This window comes from Scopulibacillus darangshiensis, assembly GCF_004341035.1.
GTDB classification, from domain to species: domain Bacteria; phylum Bacillota; class Bacilli; order Bacillales; family Sporolactobacillaceae; genus Scopulibacillus; species Scopulibacillus darangshiensis.
Genome location: NZ_SLXK01000010.1, coordinates 1 through 19,487, shown reverse-complemented (window position 1 = coordinate 19,487; position 19,487 = coordinate 1). Strand labels below are relative to the sequence as shown.

The following is a 19,487-nucleotide window of genomic DNA, read 5'->3' as shown; positions in this document are numbered from 1 at the left end:
TTTCATTAAGACGTTTTTTTATCCAATGCCAATAATAAAATCATCCCAATGATACAAGCCGTACCACCCCATTGAAAATGTCCAAAAGGTTCTTTTAACCAAAAGACCGTTGTCAAAACAGCTGCAAGCGGCTCCAAACTGCCTAGAAGACTTGTTTCCTTAGGTAAAAGACTTTGTAAACTTTCGATATAAAACCAAAATGCGATCATCGTCCCAAATATGATGACGAATACTAAGTACAAATAAGCTTCCAGCGTAAGGGTTGCAAGGTTGACTTGCCAAGGCGGATGTATAAAGCTTAATGCAAAACCACCGATAATCATCGCCCAGCCAACAATGACAAGGGAATCGTATTGCTTAAGGAGAGGAACGGCATATAAGGTATAAAATGCTAACGCTACGCCAGATAAAACACCCCAAACAATGGCAGATGTCGGCACAGATAGCCCAGAAATGGAGCCGTTAGTTAATAAGAAGAAGCAACCAGCTAAAGCAAGTGAAACAGTTGCCAAATCTCGCCCGGTCAGAACAGTTTGTTTACGTAAAATTAAATAAATGATAATCATTGCGGGTGCTAAATATTGTAATAACGTGGCAATAGCAGCATTACCATATTTAATAGATGCCATATACGTGTATTGGACCGCAAGCATGCCAAATACCCCGAAAATAATCAGTTGGACAGCCGTCCTTCTCTTTTTCCAAACACCAAGTATCTGAGAACGATCTTTACCAAAAAATTGAACTGTTAAGAGTAAAAATCCTGCTATGAGTAATCTAACCGTTACAAGCCAATTAACATTGATGGCATATTGTTGAAAGAGTTTTTGCGCCACTGTGCCGCCAATACCCCAAAATATCGCTCCTGTTATAACGAGGAATAACCCTGTTTTTCTATTAGGTCCATTCATGATTGATTCTCCACCTTCTAAATATAATTATAGTGTTATAATAAGGGGAAATTTGTTTTAAAAATACTCATATTGAATAGTAAAGTATAAATATATTGAGGTGATCTCTTGCAATTGAAAAACTTTGTGGTCGATCAAAGCTTAAAGGAGCTCACCAAGCATCGTACAGTTGTGTTACCGATTGCTTGTTACGAAACAACAATTGATCACAATATCCATGGCTATATACCACTTCATTGGCACGATGAAATTCAATTTGTCCTAATTGTAAAAGGGGAAGCAATCTTTCAAATAAATGAAGAAAAACTGGCGGTTCAAAAAGGAGACGGCTTATTTATAAATAGCGGCTGCTTGCATCTGGCGGAAGATATGAACAATTCAGGCTGTGTCTATATTTGTTTAAATGTTTCTCCGCGTTTTATTCTGTCGCAAGAACTTTATACAACCTATGTATATCCCTATATTCAGGCAACCAATTTACCTTATCTTCACCTGGGTGCAAATGTGGATTGGGGGAAAAACATATTGGATGCCATCAAAAATATAAATCAACTGATTCAGCAAAAATCACTTTACTATGAAATTAATCTTACATTGCAGCTAACGTTAATTTGGCAAAACCTAGTCATTAATGGCTTTCAATTAGAATACGATCAGACGGAAATGTTAAAGAGCCATCGAATGAAGCAAATGTTAAATTGGATACACCTGCATTATGCTGAGAAAATTATGTTAGACAATATTGCAAGAGCGGGTCAATTGAGCCGATCTGAATGCTGCCGCTATTTCAAACGCATGTTACAAACAACGCCGCTCGGTTATGTCATTGATTATCGCATTCAAAAAAGTTTAGTCTTGCTGCAACAAGCGGAATCCAATGTTACGGAAGTTGCCTACCAAGTTGGATTTAATAGTACAAGCTATTTTATTGATAAATTCCGAAAAGCAATGGACATGACACCATTAGCTTATAAAAAATATAAAATGGACAGTCTTTAATAAATGAATGATTTGTAGGGGCTTAATCAAATTATTTCTAACCGTGATGGACATTTTGTTATGATGATACTAAATCGGAATAAGGAGTGAATGACAACATGGCGGAACAAACTCAAATCGGCAAATCTGATTTATATGTGAATCCTATTGGTCTTGGGACAAATGCTGTCGGCGGGCACAATATCTACCCAAACTTAAGTGAAGAAACCGGTAAAGATGTCGTGCGGACTGCTTTAGCTCACGGCATTAATTTCCTGGATACAGCCTTTATATACGGGCCGGAGCGGTCAGAAGAACTCGTCGGTGACGTTTTAAAGGAAGAAAAGATGAGGAAAGAAACCGTTATTGCTACCAAAGGCGCCCACAAGTTTGTTGGTGGCGATGTTGTATTTGACAATTCACCAGCATTTCTAAAACAAGCCGTCGATGGAAGCCTAAAACGGCTGCAAACCGACTATATTGATTTGTTTTACATTCACTTTCCAGATGAAGACACGCCAAAAGCGGAAGCCGTCGGTGCTTTGAAAGAATTGAAAGATCAAGGGAAAATCAGAGCGATCGGTGTCTCTAACTTTTCGATTGATCAATTAAAAGAAGCGAATCAGGATGGTTATGTCGATGTCCTGCAATCAGAATACAACCTATTCAAACGGGAAGCGGAGAAAGAAATTTTGCCTTTTACAAAGGAACATAATATTTCATTTATCCCTTACTTTCCGCTTGCGGCCGGGCTCCTTGGCGGAAAATACAATAAAAAAACAACCTTTGATGATGGCCGGGCTAAAAACCCGTTGTTCCAAGGTGAAGCCTTCGAACGCAATTTAGAAAAGGTTGATGAACTGCGCGAGATTGCCAACGAAAAAGGGGCTGAAATCGCCCATGTCGTGCTTGCTTGGTATTTAACCCGAGATGCCATTGATGTGCTGATCCCAGGGGCCAAAAAGCCAGAGCAAGTTGTGAAAAATCTTAAGACACTTGATGTGGAACTGACAAACGAGGACGTAGAGAAAATCAGCCGGATTTTCCAGCCATAAGATAGAAAAGGATGAAGCGCTGCCGGGCAGCCTTCATCCTTTTCATCTTTACGACAAATCAAGCGTAATCGTTACTTTAAATAAATCACCATCCACTTCGATATCCATGGTGCCATCATGCAGATCAATAATCGACTTTGCGATGGCGAGCCCAAGCCCAGACCCTTCCGTATGACGCGATGTGTCACCGCGTTTAAACCGTTCAAAAAGCTCATCAATATTTTCGCTCAGCTCATATTTTGTTATGTTTTTAAAAGTAATCACTGCCTGGCTGTTAACTGTTTTGACGGCAATAAATACTCGTGTCCCTTCTAATGCGTATTTCAGAATGTTGCCAATCAAATTATCAAAAACGCGCCATAATTTTTGACCGTCGGCAAAACAAATGACAGGTGAATCAGGTTTTGTCACACGAAATTGCAGCGTTGAATCACTTATAGATTCATCATTTTCAGCAAGCCCTTGCTCCAGCAGTTGATTGATATCTACTTTATCTTTAACAAGGTCAATATTGCCGCTGGCCATCTTAGAAGCCTCGAATAAATCATCGATAAGGACCTTTAGCCGTTTGGATTTGCGATCGATGATGTCGATATAAGCGCTGCGATCATCATCTAACAGCTCAGGTGTTTTCAGAAGTTCAGTGTAGGTAATAATTGATGTTAAAGGTGTGCGCAGGTCGTGGCTGACATTTGTGATCAACTCCGTTTTTAATCGTTCGCTTTTTACCTGCTTTTCTTGCGACACCCGCACACCCTGCTTTAGCCTGTTAATATTACCTGAAAGTATGGCTATTGCTGAATGGCCTTTAGCCGGCAAATCTGGCTGGCTCTTCCCTTTGATCAGCTCCGATGTATGATCAATCATTCTATTGAATCGTCCAATCCACCTTGTGGTGATTACAAGAGTAGGGATGGTTACAATGATAAATAACGGTATATAAATAAAGAAGGTCTGAGGGTATAATAAAACGACGGTTAGCCCAAATCCCGATGCAAAGATAACACCTAAGACAAGAATCGATTGAAAGCCAAAATTTCTGGTAAAAAAGGCTTCCCTAATACCCTTAAATGATCTGCGCACAAGACTCTTCTGCCATTCTATTTCAGGATGCCCAATCCCTTTTAGTCTGCCTTTTAAAAGGATGATCTGGATTAAAGTGAGTGCGACAATAATGGCCGGAATGATGATTTGCAGAAAAACGGCAAAAGGGTCTATATATGAGTAATAATCCATACTCATTGTCAATGCCTGTAAAATGATGACGATCGTAACAATAAAAATGAGCAGACATGCGTCAAGAGGGATGCGATTATATATGGGCTGCCATTTTTCTTTAATGTTAGACCTATATTCAATAACTGATGATGTCCTTAATAACAACAAGCTTAAAACCAAAGCGACGATACTACTGATTGTGTAGATAAAAAATATAACTTGCCCTTTATGATAGGTATGGTAACCTTCCATAACGATGCTGTCAGCCGGCAAAGACTTTGGCACAGCAATCGTGCCCTCAAAGTTTCTAGGCGTTTGGTTAATAATATGCATAAGCTCCCCATTGCCATACTTCGATCCGTTGTCAACAGAAAGATAGCCATAATTTGCAGAAGGGTAACTTCGAATGAAAACCATATCCTTTTTAAAATACTTATCGGGGTCTTGTGTTGATTTTAAGTTCGTGTAAACCTTGCCAGTCTTCGTGTCTTTTAAATAATATTTAAAATCCTGTTTGTACCTGTTGAATAGCGGATACTGATTGTTTAAATTACTATAATAGGCATTAATCTGCCCTGCTTTATTTTTCTTAATTTTCTTTTTGATGAGCTCATCGTTTTTGAAGATCTCAGTAATATCTTTTAATTTCTTAGTTCTTGCCGCTTTTAATTTTTTTACTGCATCCTTATTATTTTCCGCCTCGGCGTCTGTGATTTTTTGCTTATAATTATCCTTAATGACGGAAAGCTGGGTTGGCAGGTCACCATAGTGGATATTACGGTATGTATTAATATCATCTTCCGTAACATGTATGGCATCTATCGCTTCCTCCTTCGTCATTGCATCTAATTCATATGTTTGCAAACCCCCAATAAATTGGTTTAAGTCGTTATCAAAGCGGGGTGTTTGATAATAACTGCCAATATATTGACTACCCTGTGTTATTAATGACAGAATACCGCTTATTCCGAATGTTAATAGGATGAGCCATATCAAAACAACCAAACTATTTTTCCATTTTGTATCCAATGCCCCACACCACCTTTAAGTACTTCGGATTTTTTGGATTGATCTCAATTTTTTCACGTATTTTCCGGATATGAACCGCTACTGTATTTTCAGCATTATAACTTGGTTCATTCCAGACCCGTTCGTAAATATCCGTGATGGAGAAGACGCGGCCGGCATTTGTCATGAGCAATTCGACAATCTTATATTCGATCGGTGTTAATTTCACAGATTCACCGTTAACTGTCACTTCTTTTGCTGATTGGTCAAGCGTCAAGCCGTTGAGATTAATTAGTTTGTCTTTCCCTTCATATGTACCAAACGTCACATATCGCCTTAGCTGCGACTTCACCCTGGCAATGAGTTCAAGAGGGTTAAAGGGTTTTGTGACGTAATCATCGGCGCCAATCTGCAAACCAAGAATTTTGTCAGTATCCTCTCCCTTGGCACTGAGAATGATGATAGGGATATCCTTATCATCACGAATGCGAAACGTCGTCGCGATCCCATCAAGCCTCGGCATCATGATGTCTAATATTATCAGATGGATGTCATTTTCATTCAATTTTTCAATCGCTTCAATTCCGTCATGGGCTTTTATTACGGTGATCCCTTCATTCTTTAGATAGATTTCAATGGCGTCCCGAATTTCTTTCTCATCATCGACTACTAAAACAGTGAAATTATCCAAATCCTCTTCTCCCCTCTTCTTCCATACGGTTCTTTAAGTAACGCAAAGCATGGAACAGCCGCGATTTGATGGTACCGACCGGGCATCCCATAACCGCCGCGATGTCTTGTAATTTCATATCATTGTAAAATCGTAAAATAATGATTTTCCGGTGTGCTTCCGAAAGTTCGCTTAGAAGCTGAAACATTTCCATGCGGGTTTCTGCGCGCTCGTAAAATTCGGCTGCCTGAGCGCATCTGTCCTTTTGTTCCGGCAGCTGATCGAGAAGCTGCTTTTCTCTTCGGTAGCCCGCACTTCGCCAATAATCCCGGCAAAGGTTGGTAGCAACCCGAAATAACCAAGCCCTCACATTGTCTGGTGTTTGTTTATATTTAATCTGAAGCAAAAATTTAAGAAATGTCTCTTGTATAATATCTTCGGCTTTAGCAGGATCGTGTAAAATCCGTTCAAGATAATTTAGTAATGGTTTGTGATAATAAGAAACAAAAGCTTCAAAGCTAGATGAATGACTTTCTGTTTCTATGACTTCGGCCGTCATCATTTGTAATCCCTCTTTCAAAAAGTATATCAGATCATCCCGAGTTATCTTTATTGTAGACACCATTTCTTAACATCTAGTGACTATAAACCTTAAGATTTTCTTAAGGTTTATAGGGGTCTGACCCCCAGGGGTCAGACCCCTATTATAAATCCCATATCAACCATTTTATGGATAACAACCTCTTGTCGTTCTTTCGCTTTTTTTGGATATTTAATTGGTGAATAATATTCAGGAGCTTTTGGAAGCGAAGCCAGCATTGCCGCTTCCTTCAAAGTGATGGTGTTCTTGCCATTGCCTTTTCGCACAGTTTTTCCAAAATAGAATTCTGCAGCCTGTTCAATACCGTATTTTCCATGACCAAAATAAATATCATTCTAATACATTTCAAGAATTTCTTTCTTCGAATATTTCCGTTCAAGATTAACGGCAATGATCATTTCCTTGAACTTGCGTGTGATCGTCTTATCAATGGACAAATACAAATTCCTGGCAAGCTGCATGGTTATCGTGCTCCCACCTTGGGCAAATGTCCCCTCTTTTATATCAGTCCATGCCGCCCTTACTAAACCAATCGGGTCAACACCGAAGTGGGACATATACCGCTGATCCTCTATAGCTATAAACGCTTCCCATACATAATCGGGCATTTGTTGAATCGGAACATAAGCATGGCTGTCGGATTTAGCCGGATGCTGCAATTGTTCAATTTTCTTCTCATCAATCAAGGCATTTCCGGTAATGGTTACTGCTGAAAGGCAAGCTAAACACAAAATCATTAATACCGAAAAAAGAACAGCATAGCGTTTCACTCGCAACCTTCTGCGTTTTTCTTTCACTTCTTGTCGTTTCCGTGTTCTCGTATCGTCTATTAAATATGATAAACTCATTTATTTGTTGCCTCCTTAAAGTAATCCAATAAGAAACCTATTACATCTATACCTTTATTATAAGAAGGGAAACGCCTCTTAAAAATCGATTAACCTTTCATTCCATCGCCTGATCCTTACAATTTTGTAAGGAAGAAAAATAAGGGGTCTGACCCCTGGGGGTCAGACCCCTTTTTAAAAAAAGAGAGTCCCAAAAGCTTATAGCTCTTGGGACTCTCTCATTTATTGATATTTTATGGCAACTCATTTCCTGCCGCCAAATAGAGGTTGTACCATTCTTTTCTAGTTAAATCAACTTCGGTTGCTTTCACAATGTCTGTTAAGCGTCCTGGGTTCATCGTCCCGACAATAGGAAGCATTCTCGCCGGGTGTCGTAAAATCCAAGCAATGGCAATAGCAGATTCCGTCACGCCTTTTTCCTCGGCAAGTTCTTGCAGCTTGCTGTTAACTTCAGGGAAATCATCGTTACCAACAAATGGCCCCTTTATCATCCCGTATTGGAACGGTGACCATGCTTGAATGGTCATATCGTTCAACCGGCTGTATTCGATTACACTGCTGTCACGGACGGTCGCCGGATCATGCCGCATGTTGACATTTAATCCTGCATCCACCATCGGCGTGTGCATGATGCTGAATTGCAGCTGATTGACAATCAAGTCTTCCTTCAAATACTTTTTCAATAATTCAATTTGCATCGGATTTTGATTACTCACGCCAAAATAATGCACTTTACCGCTTTTCTTCAGATAGGAGAAGGCTTCGGCCACTTCTTCGGGTTCCATCAAGGCATCCGGCCGGTGAAGCAGTAAAATATCGATATATTCTGTTTTTAACCGCTTCAGGCTGCCTTCGACCGATTGAAGAATATGTTCTTTGGAAAAATCGAAAAAACTATCACGAATGCCGCATTTTGTCTGAAGAATGATTTTTTCCCGAACAGAAGGGTTCATTTCAATCGCGTCAGCAAAAACCTCTTCAGATTTTCCGCCGCCATAGATATCCGCATGGTCGAACAAATCCACTCCGGATGCTATGGCGTTGTCAATCACATAGGCTGCATCCTTTTTCGACAGACTGTTCATCCGCATACAGCCTAGTGAAATTTCCCCAACTTCCAAATTACTGCTGCCTAATCTTAATTTTTTCAAAAGAACACCTCTCTCACGTGTTATGATTCTATTTTAACATTGATAGGTTGATAGCGAGTCTGATCCGTCTTATTTCGTTCATACGCCCTATTAACGCTTGAGGACCGTCGGGATATAATTTAAAAAACAATAAATTCAAGGAGGAGCTTCATTGAATAAGAAAATCGCGATTTTAGGTTGCGGGACTGCAGGTATTCATTTAGCTTATGAGTTGCTAAGCAAACCTTATTTTGAGGTGACCATTTTTACTAAAGAAACAGCTGAGGAGATTCGCAGCGGCAGGGTGCGATCAACACAGGTCCACTTCTCACCTGCATTGACAAGGGAAGAACGCTACCATATGCCCAATTGGCAGGAAGCAAAAAAGTTACATACGGTTCACATTTCAGTAGGCGGGAAAACACTTTTCTCAGGCCATCTTGACAACCATGCTCAATCGGTTGATCAGCGGCTCTATTTCTCAGAGTGCATGAATGATTTAGAACAAAAAGGTGTTCATTTTGTCTATCAAAAAGTAACAGCGGATCAGCTCACGCAATTGGCTGAGTCATATGACCTTATAGTGGATTGCACCGGCCGTTCAGGTCCTGTCGCCCCGTTCCAGCTGAATAGAGGCTTCGAACAGCCCAAGTCGCCGTTACGAAAATGCTCAGCCGGTTATTTTCATGGCGTCCGGCATGCGGAACCCGCCGGAATCATTGCCCATATCATTCCGGGGGAAGGTGAGCTCTTTGAAATTCCCGCATACACGGAACATGGCCAGACGACGGTATTATTTGTTGAAGCCATCCCTGGTGGAAAACTTGATGTATTTAACAGGGTCAGGCATGCCATTGACTTTAAGACAGCTATGATTGATCTAACCGAATCCTTTTTCCCGGAAATTAGGGAACGTATGGATTTAGAAGTGTTGGATTTGTGCGATGAACAAGCCTTTATCCGCACCGCTATCCGGCCAAAGGTTCACCTCCCCTATTGCACCGTTAACGGCAAAACCGTCATAGGGTGCGGTGACAGCGTGATACTAAATGACCCGATTACCGGACAAGGTGACAATACTGCATCATTCGTGACAGAGCAGCTCTTTTTATCTCTTATTGAAGACCTCGATTCCGGATGGAACGAGGCGACAGCGGAAAAATACTGGGAGCGTATTAAGCCTTATGTAACACACGTCATCGGGTGGAGCAATGCTATGATGAAGCCGCTCCCTGATCATGTTCTCGGGATGATTATGCAAGGCGCCGAGGATTCTGCTGTTGCTGCCCATATCGCTAAATGGTTTGAACACCCTACTACAGCTTACAACGATTTTTTTGAAAAGAACGGAGTATTAAGTCAGTAGAAGCGACTGAACAGGCAGCCCCCTTTAAAGGGGGCTTTATTTGCATTCACGACACGATCCCATCTTAGATAGCTCTTATCTTAGATGGGATCGGGTAAATGGGCGAGTCGTTGAAAGTGCTAAAAAACAAGTTCCCCTTCGGTTAAAGTAATCGCCTTTCCCGTTAGGTAAACGTCCTTCTCTTTAAGTTCAATGTTCATTTCTCCACCGCGCTCTGATGCCTGGTAAGCTCTTAGCTTTTGTTTACCAAGCCGCTCGCTCCAATAGGGGGCTAAGCCGCAATGAGCCGAACCAGTTACATAATCTTCTTTAATGCCTATCCTTGGGGGAAAATACCTCGAAATAAAATCATACTTGGAGGATGTACTCGTTACAATGACTCCGGTAACCGGAAGCTGTGCCAACAATTCAAAGTCTGGCTTCAATTCTTTGACGCTATCCTCATTTTCAAGCTCCACGATGTAACGTTGTTGATTCCGCTCCACATTTTTAAACGGAACATTCAACGCTCTAGTTAAAGTTTCGGGGTAATCAGTTGCTCTAGAGGGATCTGCCGGAAACGGCATTCGAATCCCTTCTGTGGTATAGTCAACTGCTAGGGAACCGGATTTCGTTTGAAAAGACAAGGCAGTATGCTTGGATACAACTCCTTTTTCCCAAAGGATATGAGCAGCCCCAAGTGTGCCATGTCCGCATAAATCAAGCTCGTGGGTTGGTGTGAACCATTTTAGCGAATAATATTCTTTATCCAATTTATAAACAAACGCACTAACCGGTTGATTTAATTCTTTGGCAATTTGCCCCATCCACGCATCACTTTTTGGATCTTCTAAAATCAAAACACAAGCAGGGTTGCCGGAGAACGGCTCTTTAGCAAATGCATTGATATGATAAAAACGAACCGACATTTAATCTCCTCCTTTTTTTTCAGCATCCAGCCAATCGGATATTATGACCTGACGGGTCCTTCGTAAGAAAGAATCCATTTTCTTTCTTAACAACCGCCCCGATCTTTTGTAACCTCGTAATAGCTGCTTGTATGGCTTCACCATTTGGATATATTAGAGAATACCAGTTTAATCCAACACTATGTTCCGAAGGCTTGGGGGCACCCACTCCAGCCCATGTATTCAAACCAATATGATGATGGTATCCACCAGTTGATATAAAAAGTGCCTGACCGCCGTATTTGCTGACAATATCAAACCCTAGACCTTTGCAGTAAAATTCGGCATCTTTAGCTAAGTCAGATACATGAAGATGGATATGGCCCATTATCGTATCTGCCGGGAGTCCCTGCCAGTCTTCACCGTCTACTTCCTTAAGAAGACTATCGCCGTCTAATGGATCGGTTACCATAATAACTTGATTATTTTCCCATTGCCATGTCGCCGCAGGCCGGTCAGCATAGATTTCGATGCCATTCCCGTCAGGATCATTTAAATAAAGTGCTTCGCTTACAAGATGATCTGATGCGCCTAATGGCAAATCGAGTTTGATAAAATGGTTTAATATTTTCCCTAATTCAGTCCGATTTGGCAGCAAAAGCGCAAAATGATATAAGCCCGTTGTATGTGGCTGTTTCTGGATCACGCTTTCTGGTTGTTCAATTGTTAACAAAGATGTTTGTCCATTTGCAGTAAGCAAGGCTTTTGTTTCCGTTTGTTCGAGAATTCGAAACCCAATAACTTCTTGGTAAAATAAAATTGAACGCTTTAAATTTTCAACTTTCAATTCAACTTGTCCTGGGTAGATGTGCCCGTCGCAATGAAATTCCATAGTAGCCACTTACCTTCCTTTTATAATTACAAAAAATAAATTAGTTATTAACTTTATGTAAGTAATTATATTTTCAACTTTTTCTATTGGCAAGTAAGTAGCCTTAAGCCATACTACGCTTTTGGATAAAGTTAACTCTTTAAAGCCGGCACTTAATCCCACATTTTAGCTCGATCTACCCCAGCGGTACGCAAATAATCAAGAAGTTGTCCAGCATGAACCGATTCATGATAGGCAATTCTTAGCAGCATATCACCAAGTGAACGAATATAGCCTGCATCAGAACGGTCTATTTTTATATTGCTTAAGTCCTCATTACTAAGCGACTTTACATAATTTAAAAATTCCTTTCGATATGGCATAGCAAACTCTAGTTCTTCCTTAACCGTGGTAAATACTCTGGATTCGTAAGGGTTATGGACATTGGTTAAAAAGGCACTCCCATGATTCTTCAAAATTTGGTGATAGAGATACTCCGCTTCAATGACGTGCCTTATCATTTCCTGACATGACATTGCCTCGGGATCAGGCTGGAAGTCCAATGATTCTTCAGGAATAGATGTCCAGATAGCAATACTACGGCGGCGAACCTCTTCAAAATTTAGGATAAGCAAATCATTTGTGTTCATTTTTTTGACTCCTTTCAAATTAAAATTAGTTTAACTCTATTTCAAAACATCTGTACAATATAATTCGTATTTCAACTTTACTTCAATTAACCCCTTCTTCTTTTCAACAAGCGGGCAAATTATTCTTTAAAAATCGGTTTACCTCAGCAACAAATTGCCCAATTTCATCTAAATAAGGGAAATGTGCACTATGCTGAAACATCAGCCATTTACTTTGTGATAATTCCCGGGCAATAATATTCGAAATTGGAATCCCTGTCTTCCGGTCATGGACTCCTGTCATAATTACCCGACCGAATAACCGTTCACCTTCAGTTCACAATAACATGCTACTCTTTTTAAAACGAAAGAGAGGAAGATTCATATGAAACAAGAAACAACAACGCCTATTTTAATTGTCGGAGGCGGATTGGTTGGTCTATCCATGGCTGTTTTCCTTAGTGAACACCAAATCCCTTATGTCGTTATTGAACGGCATTCCGGCACATCCATTCATCCGCGGGCCCGGGGCCTTCGCATTCGTGCTATGGAGTTGATGCGGCAAGTAGGGCTCGAACAGAACATACAACAAGCTGGCAGATCAATGGCTGGCAATTTTGGTTTTCTTAATGCGAAGACACTTGCACAGGCTGATTTTACTCAAGGCCTTCATAGTAAAAAGGCAAAAGAAATGCTAAAAATGCTAGTACAAGAGAATACAGATCAGCTTAGTCCTTCGCAATCATGTAACCGAACTAACCCTTTTTCCGTGTCCTCACATTCCTTCTTCCAATTAAAATTATCGGTATAAAAGTTTGTAGATGCTTCAAGGCTTTTGACCCTTAAACCCAATCTTGGTTTTAGCTTTTCCATTCTCAGCCCTCCTCATATTCACCCATCCGCTTCCTCAACCATCTGATTTGACCGCGGTGATTTAGTTCATCCTCAAAGACATGAAACCAGATAAAATAATTATTTGACAAGTGTCCTTCCCATTCCCTTTCAATATATAGCCAGCTGTCTTCCAGCTTTTTAAATTCTTCAAGAGTTCTTTGTCTGACATCATTTAATTTATTTATATAAAACTCTAATGACTTACCTTTAATTTTGTTTCGACCGATTTCACCAAGACCATAAGCAGCTTGCCATTCTTCAACTTCTTCTCTATTCGGCATTCGGCCTTCAAAAATTTCAGTCTGGAAACCAAATTCCACTGCGGCTATATGCCATAGCAATGCCCCAATGGAGTTACTGTTATCGTTATACATAAAATCCAACTGATCGATATTCAGCCCTTTTACCTCATTCAATGTTGTGAATCTAGCATAATTCATCATTGAAACCAAATGACCAATTTGGGGACTATACCCCGATACTTTCTTAATTTTGCATATCTCTCCTATTTCACTTAACATCGTCATTCTTCCTTTCGCATTTGTCGGAATCATTATCTTACCTTTAAAAATGTTGGTTTAGTTCGACTATATCCATTTTACTGAAGAAATGAATTATACTTAAGTTGTAACAAACTATCGGTCACTTTCGGGCGGTGAAAAAGACCGTCATATCAGGAGGTTAGAAAGTGTTTGAAGCATTTTTGCATGGTTTTCTTTTAGCCTTTGGCCTTATTTTACCTTTAGGTCCACAAAATGTTTTTGTGTTTAATCAAGGCGCATTACAATCACATTTCAGAAACGCTCTGCCCGTTATCCTCACGGCAGCTATTTGTGATACAATCCTCATCATCTTGGCTGTTATAGGTGTTTCTGTGATTGTCTTATCGTTTAGTTGGCTCCAAACCATTGTTTATGGCATCGGTTTTATTTTCTTAGTTTACATGGGTTGGTCCATCTGGCGAACTGTGCCTTCGAAGGATGAAACAACAGGAAAAAGAATGTCTGCCAAAAAACAAGTGACCTTTGCCACTTCAGTATCCTTATTAAATCCTCACGCCATAATAGACACCATTGGGGTGATTGGTACAAATTCCATTAGTTATACTGGTTTGGATAAATTTGTTTTTGCGATGGTCTGTATTGCCGTGTCATGGATATGGTTCTTTGGTTTAGCAATAGCCGGCAGGATACTGGGAAGAGTGGATACAACCGGTAAATGGATCGTCAGGTTAAACAAGATGTCTGCCCTCATAATTTGGCTTGTTGCTATTTTCATAGGAAAAGAGTTCCTCAGCTCTATCTAAAGAAAAATTACAAGCTTAGGATGATCACCCTTTCTCTTCCGTTTTGATAGCATCAAGAATTAAAGAGGGGAATTGCAGCTTTCCACCTTGGTTTCGTGGGTCAAACTTTTTCGACCGGAAAATCACACCATCTGCCCCATTCCAGTCATTGCAGCGGAATTGGCCATCTTCATCGAAATACTCAAGCAACCTGACTTCATATCCAGCGGAATGAAACATCTTGGTAAAAGTCTTATAATTATAAACGATCCTATGGCTGGCAGCCGGGTGATCTTTCGGACCCGGGCCGCCAACCTTTACTATATTTTGATAACTTTCATTAGGGAAAAAACCATCCGGCACCGCGCAACGAATATATCCATTAGGTCTCAGATAGTCATAGCACATCCTTGCTGCTTTAATGCCATCTTCAAATGAAAGATGCTCCCATACATGCTCTGCTAAAATGGCCGAGATGTCATCGTACTTAAACATGCGGTCCCAGTCATCTTTATTAAGCAGATTAAGCTCTTCTTCTTTGGTATGGATCCAACCTGGGTTGTTGCGATATTCTCCCGCCCCAATAACGACCTTGATATCTTTTTGATTCATCACTTTTCAACACCTGCCATGGCTTTCCACTCTATCTAACCACTCATTAATCATGGAATGAAAAATGTTAGGCTGCTCTATTTGCAGATTATGTCCAGCCTTATCTAAAACAGCAAACATTGCTCTTGGAAACTTATCCAGAATCGCAAACGCATCTTTATATCCAACCGAAGCATCTTGTCTGCCAACTAGGAAAACGCTTGGTTTCTCAAATACAATCTCATCTATACTAAATGAGAAACCGTATTGCTTTTTAATCTTAGATAAGAAGGCTTCGTCAGCTATCTTGCAACCGGATAATATTTCGTCCTGATACCTATGCCAGATATATTCATTCAGAATAACATGCATGGAGCTAAAATCTTCTGCTTCCTCTTTAGTTAAATGGGATAGAAAGTCGTCATCTTTTTCAATGATATAATGGTTTGGAAGTGTCCGATCTTCCTTCTCAGGTAAAATCATAGGGCAAATTAACACGACACCTTCGACCTGTTCATGATGTTTTGCGATGATTCCCCTTGTTAAGTAACCCCCATAAGATTCCCCAGCAATTAAAAAGGTTTGATTTGGAATAAGGGTATCAATAAGATCCAATACCGCATCCAGCATTTCATCTGTGTTATTGATTTGTTCGTAATCTTTTGTTTGTCCCATGCCCGGAAGATCGATATAGATTCGTCTCCACCCTTTTCTTTCTTTAAAAACTGGCTCCATGCAGCCGGTCATTAATCTATGATCGGGGGTAAAGCCATGAATCATTATAATCGGCTTTCCGATCCCGTATTCTTCATAATAAATATTGGCTTTTTTAACTTGGCAATATGGCATGCTCTAACCTCCCCATACTAATTCATTGAAATGGAGACTTTTTAATAATTCAGCGCGTTCTAAATGGTTCATTGTGTTAATCCTCCCTGTTTTTCGTAATTGATCAGCCATTTCTTACGGGCAAGTCCGCCGCCGTAGCCGCCAAGTTCTCCATTCGTGTTAATGACACGGTGACACGGGATAATAATCGCAAGCTGATTTGCACCGTTTGCCCGAGCAATAGCTCTATAAGCTGATGGGTTCCCAATAGCAGCGGCAAGTTCAGCGTAAGACCTTGTTTCACCTGGAGGAATTTTCTTTAACTCTTCCCAGACACCCTTTTGAAAAGGGATCCAATTAAAACAATCGGTGTATTAAAAGCTTTTAACTCACCTTTATAATAATCGCTTAATTCATTCTCAATTGAACGAATCGGTTTTGTATACCCCGGTATGACAGCAGATTTTGTTCTCTGTCGAAGCCTTTCTACTTCTCGTTCCAGACCGCGGCGATCCACAAATTCTAATAAGTACAGCTCATCTTCATCCGCTATGGCTATCATAGGCCCAAGACGTGTATCAAGCCATGATGCCTTAAGAATCTTACTTTGCCCAGCGCGCGCAGGTGCCGCACCCATTATCCGCGAAAAGGCATCTCTAAAGCCGCTGCTGGATTCATATCCTGTTGAAAGCTGGGCATCAATCACGGCTTGGCCCGCTCTGATTTGTTTCATGGCAAGCCCCATCCGCCGAGCACGGGCGTATTCAACAAACGTCATGCCTAATCGCTTTTTGAATTGACGGCGCGCTGTTGAAGCATCCACCGATAGTTCTTGAAAATCCTTGTCTTTCCATCTCTTTTCCGGATTCTCTTCTACCGCCCTGACAAGCTTTTGGACCAGCTCCGAGACATGGTTAGGATGTGAGAGCGGCTGACAGCGTTTGCAAGGTCGATATGAGGCTAGAAGCGCTTGCTCTGCGGTTTCGTAAAATTCACAATTCTCATATTTAGGTTTCCTGGCAGGACACGTTGGACGGCAAAACACCCCTGTTGTCTTGACTCCTACAAAAAAGATCCCTTCGTATTCCGGCTTTTTATCAATTAAAGCTTGATAAAATTCCTTTTTATTTTCGACTGTTATCATGCTTTTCCTCCTATACTAAGCCCGGGAATGCTATTCATTTTCCTAGTATAGCGTGTTCATAACATTCTGCCGCCGAAATTCAGGCATTGATATTTTTTTTGAACAACAAATGTGATGGCATCATAGCAATAATCGTGATATGTCTTTTCTTCTTTGCGAATAACATCTATTCTATTCACTGTTTCCTCCTAGCAGAAAGGTAGATTATTCCTTATTAAAAATGTATAAATGGCTGACTTTATTTTGATAAGCATCATTGATTCTTTTTACATTCCACTCATGGATCCGAGCAGGAAGGCTATTTTGCTCAAAAAAGGCTATCTGTTCAATTTCATCATTTGACGACCATTCTAGTTGTTCTACTATTTTAGCGCTGAATAACAGGACCAATTTGCCGCTATATTTGATGAAATGGAAAGAATTTTATGCAAGAAAATAAATTATGGATCCGGAAATTGGACTTTGCCAGGCGGACATCTTGAACATGGTGAGTCACCGATTGATGGTGTCAAAAGAGAAGTCATGGAAGAGGCCGGTTATATTGTTGACGTCGGCCCATTAAATTCTCTCCTTTAGCAATAATCTGTGGATGTTATTAGCTGCTTCTTCAAAAGTCACCTTGCTGCGCCCTTCTTAAAGCCTTTTAATAAACAATACCCTTTCCTGATTTGGACCGTCGTAATTGGAGCCTATAGGCAGGCCGTCCACACTTTTATCCCCATTTTCAATTTCAAAACCCATCTCGGTATGGTAAGCAATAGATGTCTTGTTTACCGGTGACGTGACACAACGAACAATATGGCGTCCATGTTCCTGAACAACATTGAAAAATGTATTATACAGCCGTTTTCCAATGTCCTGTTTCCTATATTCAGGATGAACACCGGCGAAGTGAATGTATGCCTCTTGTTGATAGGTTTGCGAGAGGAAGCCGATTAAAAACCCGATGATCTTCCCATCCTGTTCTGCAATGAAGCTTGTATTTGAAAAATGGACAAAAAATAATTTTGGCAGCATATCAGCCATTTGCCGCCCGCTCCACCAATCGTTGATGACAGGTATGATGTCGTTATAGTCAGAAGCTTTAACTGTGCGTATTTTCATGTCTTAACATCCTTTTTTCTTTTGATTTTGCTTATTTTTTATTCTTTTTATCGTTGGTGATTCCATATCTTTTTACATCCTATTAATTTATCACCATCAAAAGACAGTTTATAAATATCCGGCATGGCAAGCTGCTTCCAAAATTCATAATCATATTGTTTCTCATAATAATTCATGATAAGAACCATGATGTTGCCATGCGTTCCGATCGCAACATTAGATCCTTTAAATTGCTTCAGTACCCATTCAGTGGCGACTATACCCCTTTTCTGAGCCTCTAGATTCGATTCCCCGCCCTCCCAAGCAAAGGAATAGTCACTCCAAACTTTCTTGACCGCTTCTTCAAAATTCCCCGCGGATCCATCTTGTAACTTTCTTTCTTTAAATCCCTCTATTATTTTAATGTCTTTGCCTACAGAATCCGCCAACCCTTCAACAGTTTGCCTAGCCCTTAAATAGGGACTTGAAATAACATGATCAATGTGTTTATAACTTAACAACTTAGTAACCCTATTGGCATCCTGGAAACCCTTTTCTGATAACGGCCTTCCTAATTCATCTGGTGTATATGTAGAATGGGCATGACGCACAAAATAAAGGTTTGTACTCAATAGGCCACCTCCTATAATCAACCGACCTTTGGATTAATTCCTTCCACCATGGTTCAATTCAAATAACCTAGGCACTTGTTGTTCGAGGACATTTATATCACTCCGCCACTCAAATATCGGCCCTACACCGCCATATTCTAATGCGGCCACCCATGGTTCAGGAATATATCCATTTTTCACTTTTGTTGTCACCCATTCCGCGAGTATAAAATCATCAGGTGCCACAGGCATGCTATCCCTTAACCTATTACCATCGGATTGTATTCCGGTTATGTGTAACTCGCACAGATGATCAAGCGGAAATCCTTTTAGATAATCATAGACACTCGTTTCTAAATACTATACTGTCATCTGGGCATGTGCTATATCCAGTAAGAGTCCGCATTTTGTTTCCTTGACAAATTCAGTGATCACCTCCGGCTCAATGATTGCACGGAAAGCCACGATGTAACCCCCTAAATTCGTTCTATTAAGGACCACTCTTTTTATGTTAAATTGTATTTATTACTTTAGCTGTACCCATCATCCTTGAAAGGCGGTTAATACCATGGGCCACTTTTACCTATTTGTTCTTATGTCTGTTCTTTTGATCTTATTACCCGGACCAGATAACGTTATTGCAACAAAAAACACTTTAACATTGGGAAGAAAGGGAGGGCTTAAAACTACATTGGGGATTTGTTCTGCGCTCCTGATCCATACCCTCGCCGCTGTTGTAGGTCTTTCAGCCATCATTGTAAAGTCAGCCTTTTTGTTTTCCATTTTTAACCCGGATTATTCATAGGACTAACCGAAGAAGCAATTTGGATGAAAATTGGCAAACGCCTTCATTTATTTCGGAATTTGAAGGTGTTTTTC

Annotated in this window: 22 protein-coding genes and 3 pseudogenes; 7 read left to right on the top strand and 18 right to left on the bottom strand. The window is 40.5% G+C overall.

The window, feature by feature from the left end:
* Positions 1–5 precede the first annotated feature (5 nt).
* Positions 6–911, bottom strand: coding sequence for an EamA family transporter (locus EV207_RS08705; protein ID WP_132745752.1), 906 nt, complete (start codon positions 909–911; stop codon positions 6–8).
* A 114-nt stretch (positions 912–1,025) separates the two neighbouring features.
* On the opposite strand from EV207_RS08705, the gene EV207_RS08700 reads away from it, so the two are divergent.
* Positions 1,026–1,910 carry an AraC family transcriptional regulator gene (locus tag EV207_RS08700; RefSeq protein ID WP_132745750.1) on the top strand — a complete coding sequence of 295 codons (885 nt, stop codon included), beginning with the start codon at positions 1,026–1,028 and terminating at the stop codon, positions 1,908–1,910.
* A 98-nt stretch (positions 1,911–2,008) separates the two neighbouring features.
* Entirely contained in the window at positions 2,009–2,944 is a 936-nt protein-coding gene (locus EV207_RS08695) for an aldo/keto reductase (RefSeq protein ID WP_132745748.1), read from the top strand.
* A gap of 48 nt (positions 2,945–2,992) precedes the next feature.
* Here EV207_RS08695 and EV207_RS08690 read toward each other — a convergent pair whose 3' ends face one another.
* The 5 genes and pseudogenes from EV207_RS08690 to EV207_RS08670 form a co-directional block, all read right to left on the bottom strand.
* Complete coding sequence (locus EV207_RS08690; protein WP_132745746.1) at positions 2,993–5,191, bottom strand: sensor histidine kinase; 2,199 nt, start codon at positions 5,189–5,191, stop codon at positions 2,993–2,995.
* Entirely contained in the window at positions 5,169–5,861 is a 693-nt protein-coding gene (locus tag EV207_RS08685; RefSeq protein ID WP_132745744.1) for a response regulator transcription factor, read from the bottom strand. Before EV207_RS08685 ends, EV207_RS08690 begins: the two co-directional genes overlap by 23 nt.
* Positions 5,854–6,402, bottom strand: coding sequence for an RNA polymerase sigma factor (locus EV207_RS08680; RefSeq protein ID WP_165886879.1), 549 nt, complete (start codon positions 6,400–6,402; stop codon positions 5,854–5,856). Before EV207_RS08680 ends, EV207_RS08685 begins: the two co-directional genes overlap by 8 nt.
* A 131-nt stretch (positions 6,403–6,533) precedes the next feature.
* A pseudogene (locus EV207_RS08675) lies at positions 6,534–7,178 on the bottom strand (transglycosylase domain-containing protein).
* Between the two features lie 344 nt (positions 7,179–7,522).
* The gene (locus EV207_RS08670; RefSeq protein ID WP_132745740.1) at positions 7,523–8,440 is read right to left on the bottom strand and encodes an aldo/keto reductase; all 918 of its coding nucleotides are present in this window, start codon (positions 8,438–8,440) and stop codon (positions 7,523–7,525) included.
* A gap of 151 nt (positions 8,441–8,591) precedes the next feature.
* Here EV207_RS08670 and EV207_RS08665 point away from each other — a divergent pair, with 151 nt between their 5' ends.
* The gene (locus EV207_RS08665; protein WP_132745738.1) at positions 8,592–9,785 is read left to right on the top strand and encodes a styrene monooxygenase/indole monooxygenase family protein; all 1,194 of its coding nucleotides are present in this window, start codon (positions 8,592–8,594) and stop codon (positions 9,783–9,785) included.
* Positions 9,786–9,904: 119 nt separating this feature from the next.
* Here EV207_RS08665 and EV207_RS08660 read toward each other — a convergent pair whose 3' ends face one another.
* The 3 genes from EV207_RS08660 to EV207_RS08650 all read right to left on the bottom strand — a co-directional run bounded on the left by EV207_RS08660 (position 9,905) and on the right by EV207_RS08650 (position 12,193).
* Positions 9,905–10,693, bottom strand: coding sequence for a PhzF family phenazine biosynthesis protein (locus EV207_RS08660; RefSeq protein WP_132745736.1), 789 nt, complete (start codon positions 10,691–10,693; stop codon positions 9,905–9,907).
* A 19-nt stretch (positions 10,694–10,712) separates the two neighbouring features.
* A complete protein-coding gene (locus tag EV207_RS08655; protein WP_132745848.1) occupies positions 10,713–11,564 on the bottom strand; it encodes a VOC family protein in 852 nt (283 codons plus the stop codon).
* Between the two features lie 152 nt (positions 11,565–11,716).
* Entirely contained in the window at positions 11,717–12,193 is a 477-nt protein-coding gene (locus EV207_RS08650) for a DinB family protein (protein WP_132745734.1), read from the bottom strand.
* Between the two features lie 364 nt (positions 12,194–12,557).
* Between EV207_RS08650 and EV207_RS08645 the strand changes: the two genes are divergently transcribed.
* Positions 12,558–12,983 carry an FAD-dependent monooxygenase gene (locus tag EV207_RS08645; protein WP_132745732.1) on the top strand — a complete coding sequence of 142 codons (426 nt, stop codon included), beginning with the start codon at positions 12,558–12,560 and terminating at the stop codon, positions 12,981–12,983.
* Between the two features lie 64 nt (positions 12,984–13,047).
* Here EV207_RS08645 and EV207_RS08640 read toward each other — a convergent pair whose 3' ends face one another.
* Positions 13,048–13,587 carry a DinB family protein gene (locus EV207_RS08640; RefSeq protein ID WP_132745730.1) on the bottom strand — a complete coding sequence of 180 codons (540 nt, stop codon included), beginning with the start codon at positions 13,585–13,587 and terminating at the stop codon, positions 13,048–13,050.
* Positions 13,588–13,754: 167 nt separating this feature from the next.
* Here EV207_RS08640 and EV207_RS08635 point away from each other — a divergent pair, with 167 nt between their 5' ends.
* Positions 13,755–14,372 carry a LysE/ArgO family amino acid transporter gene (locus EV207_RS08635; protein ID WP_132745728.1) on the top strand — a complete coding sequence of 206 codons (618 nt, stop codon included), beginning with the start codon at positions 13,755–13,757 and terminating at the stop codon, positions 14,370–14,372.
* Positions 14,373–14,396: 24 nt separating this feature from the next.
* On the opposite strand, the gene EV207_RS08630 is transcribed toward EV207_RS08635, so the two are convergent.
* The 4 genes and pseudogenes from EV207_RS08630 to EV207_RS23710 all read right to left on the bottom strand — a co-directional run bounded on the left by EV207_RS08630 (position 14,397) and on the right by EV207_RS23710 (position 17,093).
* Positions 14,397–14,963 carry a class I SAM-dependent methyltransferase gene (locus tag EV207_RS08630; protein ID WP_132745726.1) on the bottom strand — a complete coding sequence of 189 codons (567 nt, stop codon included), beginning with the start codon at positions 14,961–14,963 and terminating at the stop codon, positions 14,397–14,399.
* A 6-nt stretch (positions 14,964–14,969) separates the two neighbouring features.
* Complete coding sequence (locus EV207_RS08625; RefSeq protein WP_132745724.1) at positions 14,970–15,791, bottom strand: alpha/beta fold hydrolase; 822 nt, start codon at positions 15,789–15,791, stop codon at positions 14,970–14,972.
* Positions 15,792–15,859: 68 nt separating this feature from the next.
* Positions 15,860–16,914: pseudogene (locus EV207_RS08620) on the bottom strand (bifunctional transcriptional activator/DNA repair enzyme AdaA).
* 56 nt (positions 16,915–16,970) lie between these two features.
* Entirely contained in the window at positions 16,971–17,093 is a 123-nt protein-coding gene (locus EV207_RS23710; RefSeq protein WP_279389183.1) for a hypothetical protein, read from the bottom strand.
* A gap of 232 nt (positions 17,094–17,325) precedes the next feature.
* Here EV207_RS23710 and EV207_RS23890 point away from each other — a divergent pair, with 232 nt between their 5' ends.
* A complete protein-coding gene (locus tag EV207_RS23890) occupies positions 17,326–17,490 on the top strand; it encodes an NUDIX hydrolase (protein ID WP_132745722.1) in 165 nt (54 codons plus the stop codon).
* Between the two features lie 57 nt (positions 17,491–17,547).
* On the opposite strand, the gene EV207_RS08610 is transcribed toward EV207_RS23890, so the two are convergent.
* The 4 genes from EV207_RS08610 to EV207_RS23430 all read right to left on the bottom strand — a co-directional run bounded on the left by EV207_RS08610 (position 17,548) and on the right by EV207_RS23430 (position 19,073).
* Entirely contained in the window at positions 17,548–18,018 is a 471-nt protein-coding gene (locus tag EV207_RS08610; RefSeq protein WP_132745720.1) for a GNAT family N-acetyltransferase, read from the bottom strand.
* A 47-nt stretch (positions 18,019–18,065) separates the two neighbouring features.
* Positions 18,066–18,629: a histidine phosphatase family protein gene (locus EV207_RS08605; RefSeq protein WP_132745718.1), complete on the bottom strand. Its 564-nt coding sequence runs from the start codon at positions 18,627–18,629 to the stop codon at positions 18,066–18,068.
* A 33-nt stretch (positions 18,630–18,662) separates the two neighbouring features.
* Positions 18,663–18,854 (bottom strand): hypothetical protein, encoded by a 192-nt coding sequence (locus EV207_RS08600; RefSeq protein WP_132745716.1) that lies wholly within the window; start codon positions 18,852–18,854, stop codon positions 18,663–18,665.
* A 114-nt stretch (positions 18,855–18,968) separates the two neighbouring features.
* Positions 18,969–19,073 carry a DUF692 domain-containing protein gene (locus EV207_RS23430; protein ID WP_243646998.1) on the bottom strand — a complete coding sequence of 35 codons (105 nt, stop codon included), beginning with the start codon at positions 19,071–19,073 and terminating at the stop codon, positions 18,969–18,971.
* Between the two features lie 103 nt (positions 19,074–19,176).
* Between EV207_RS23430 and EV207_RS08595 the strand changes: the two are divergent.
* Positions 19,177–19,395 (top strand): annotated as a pseudogene (locus EV207_RS08595) (LysE family translocator); the annotation flags it as partial.
* Between the last annotated feature and the right edge of the window lie 92 nt (positions 19,396–19,487).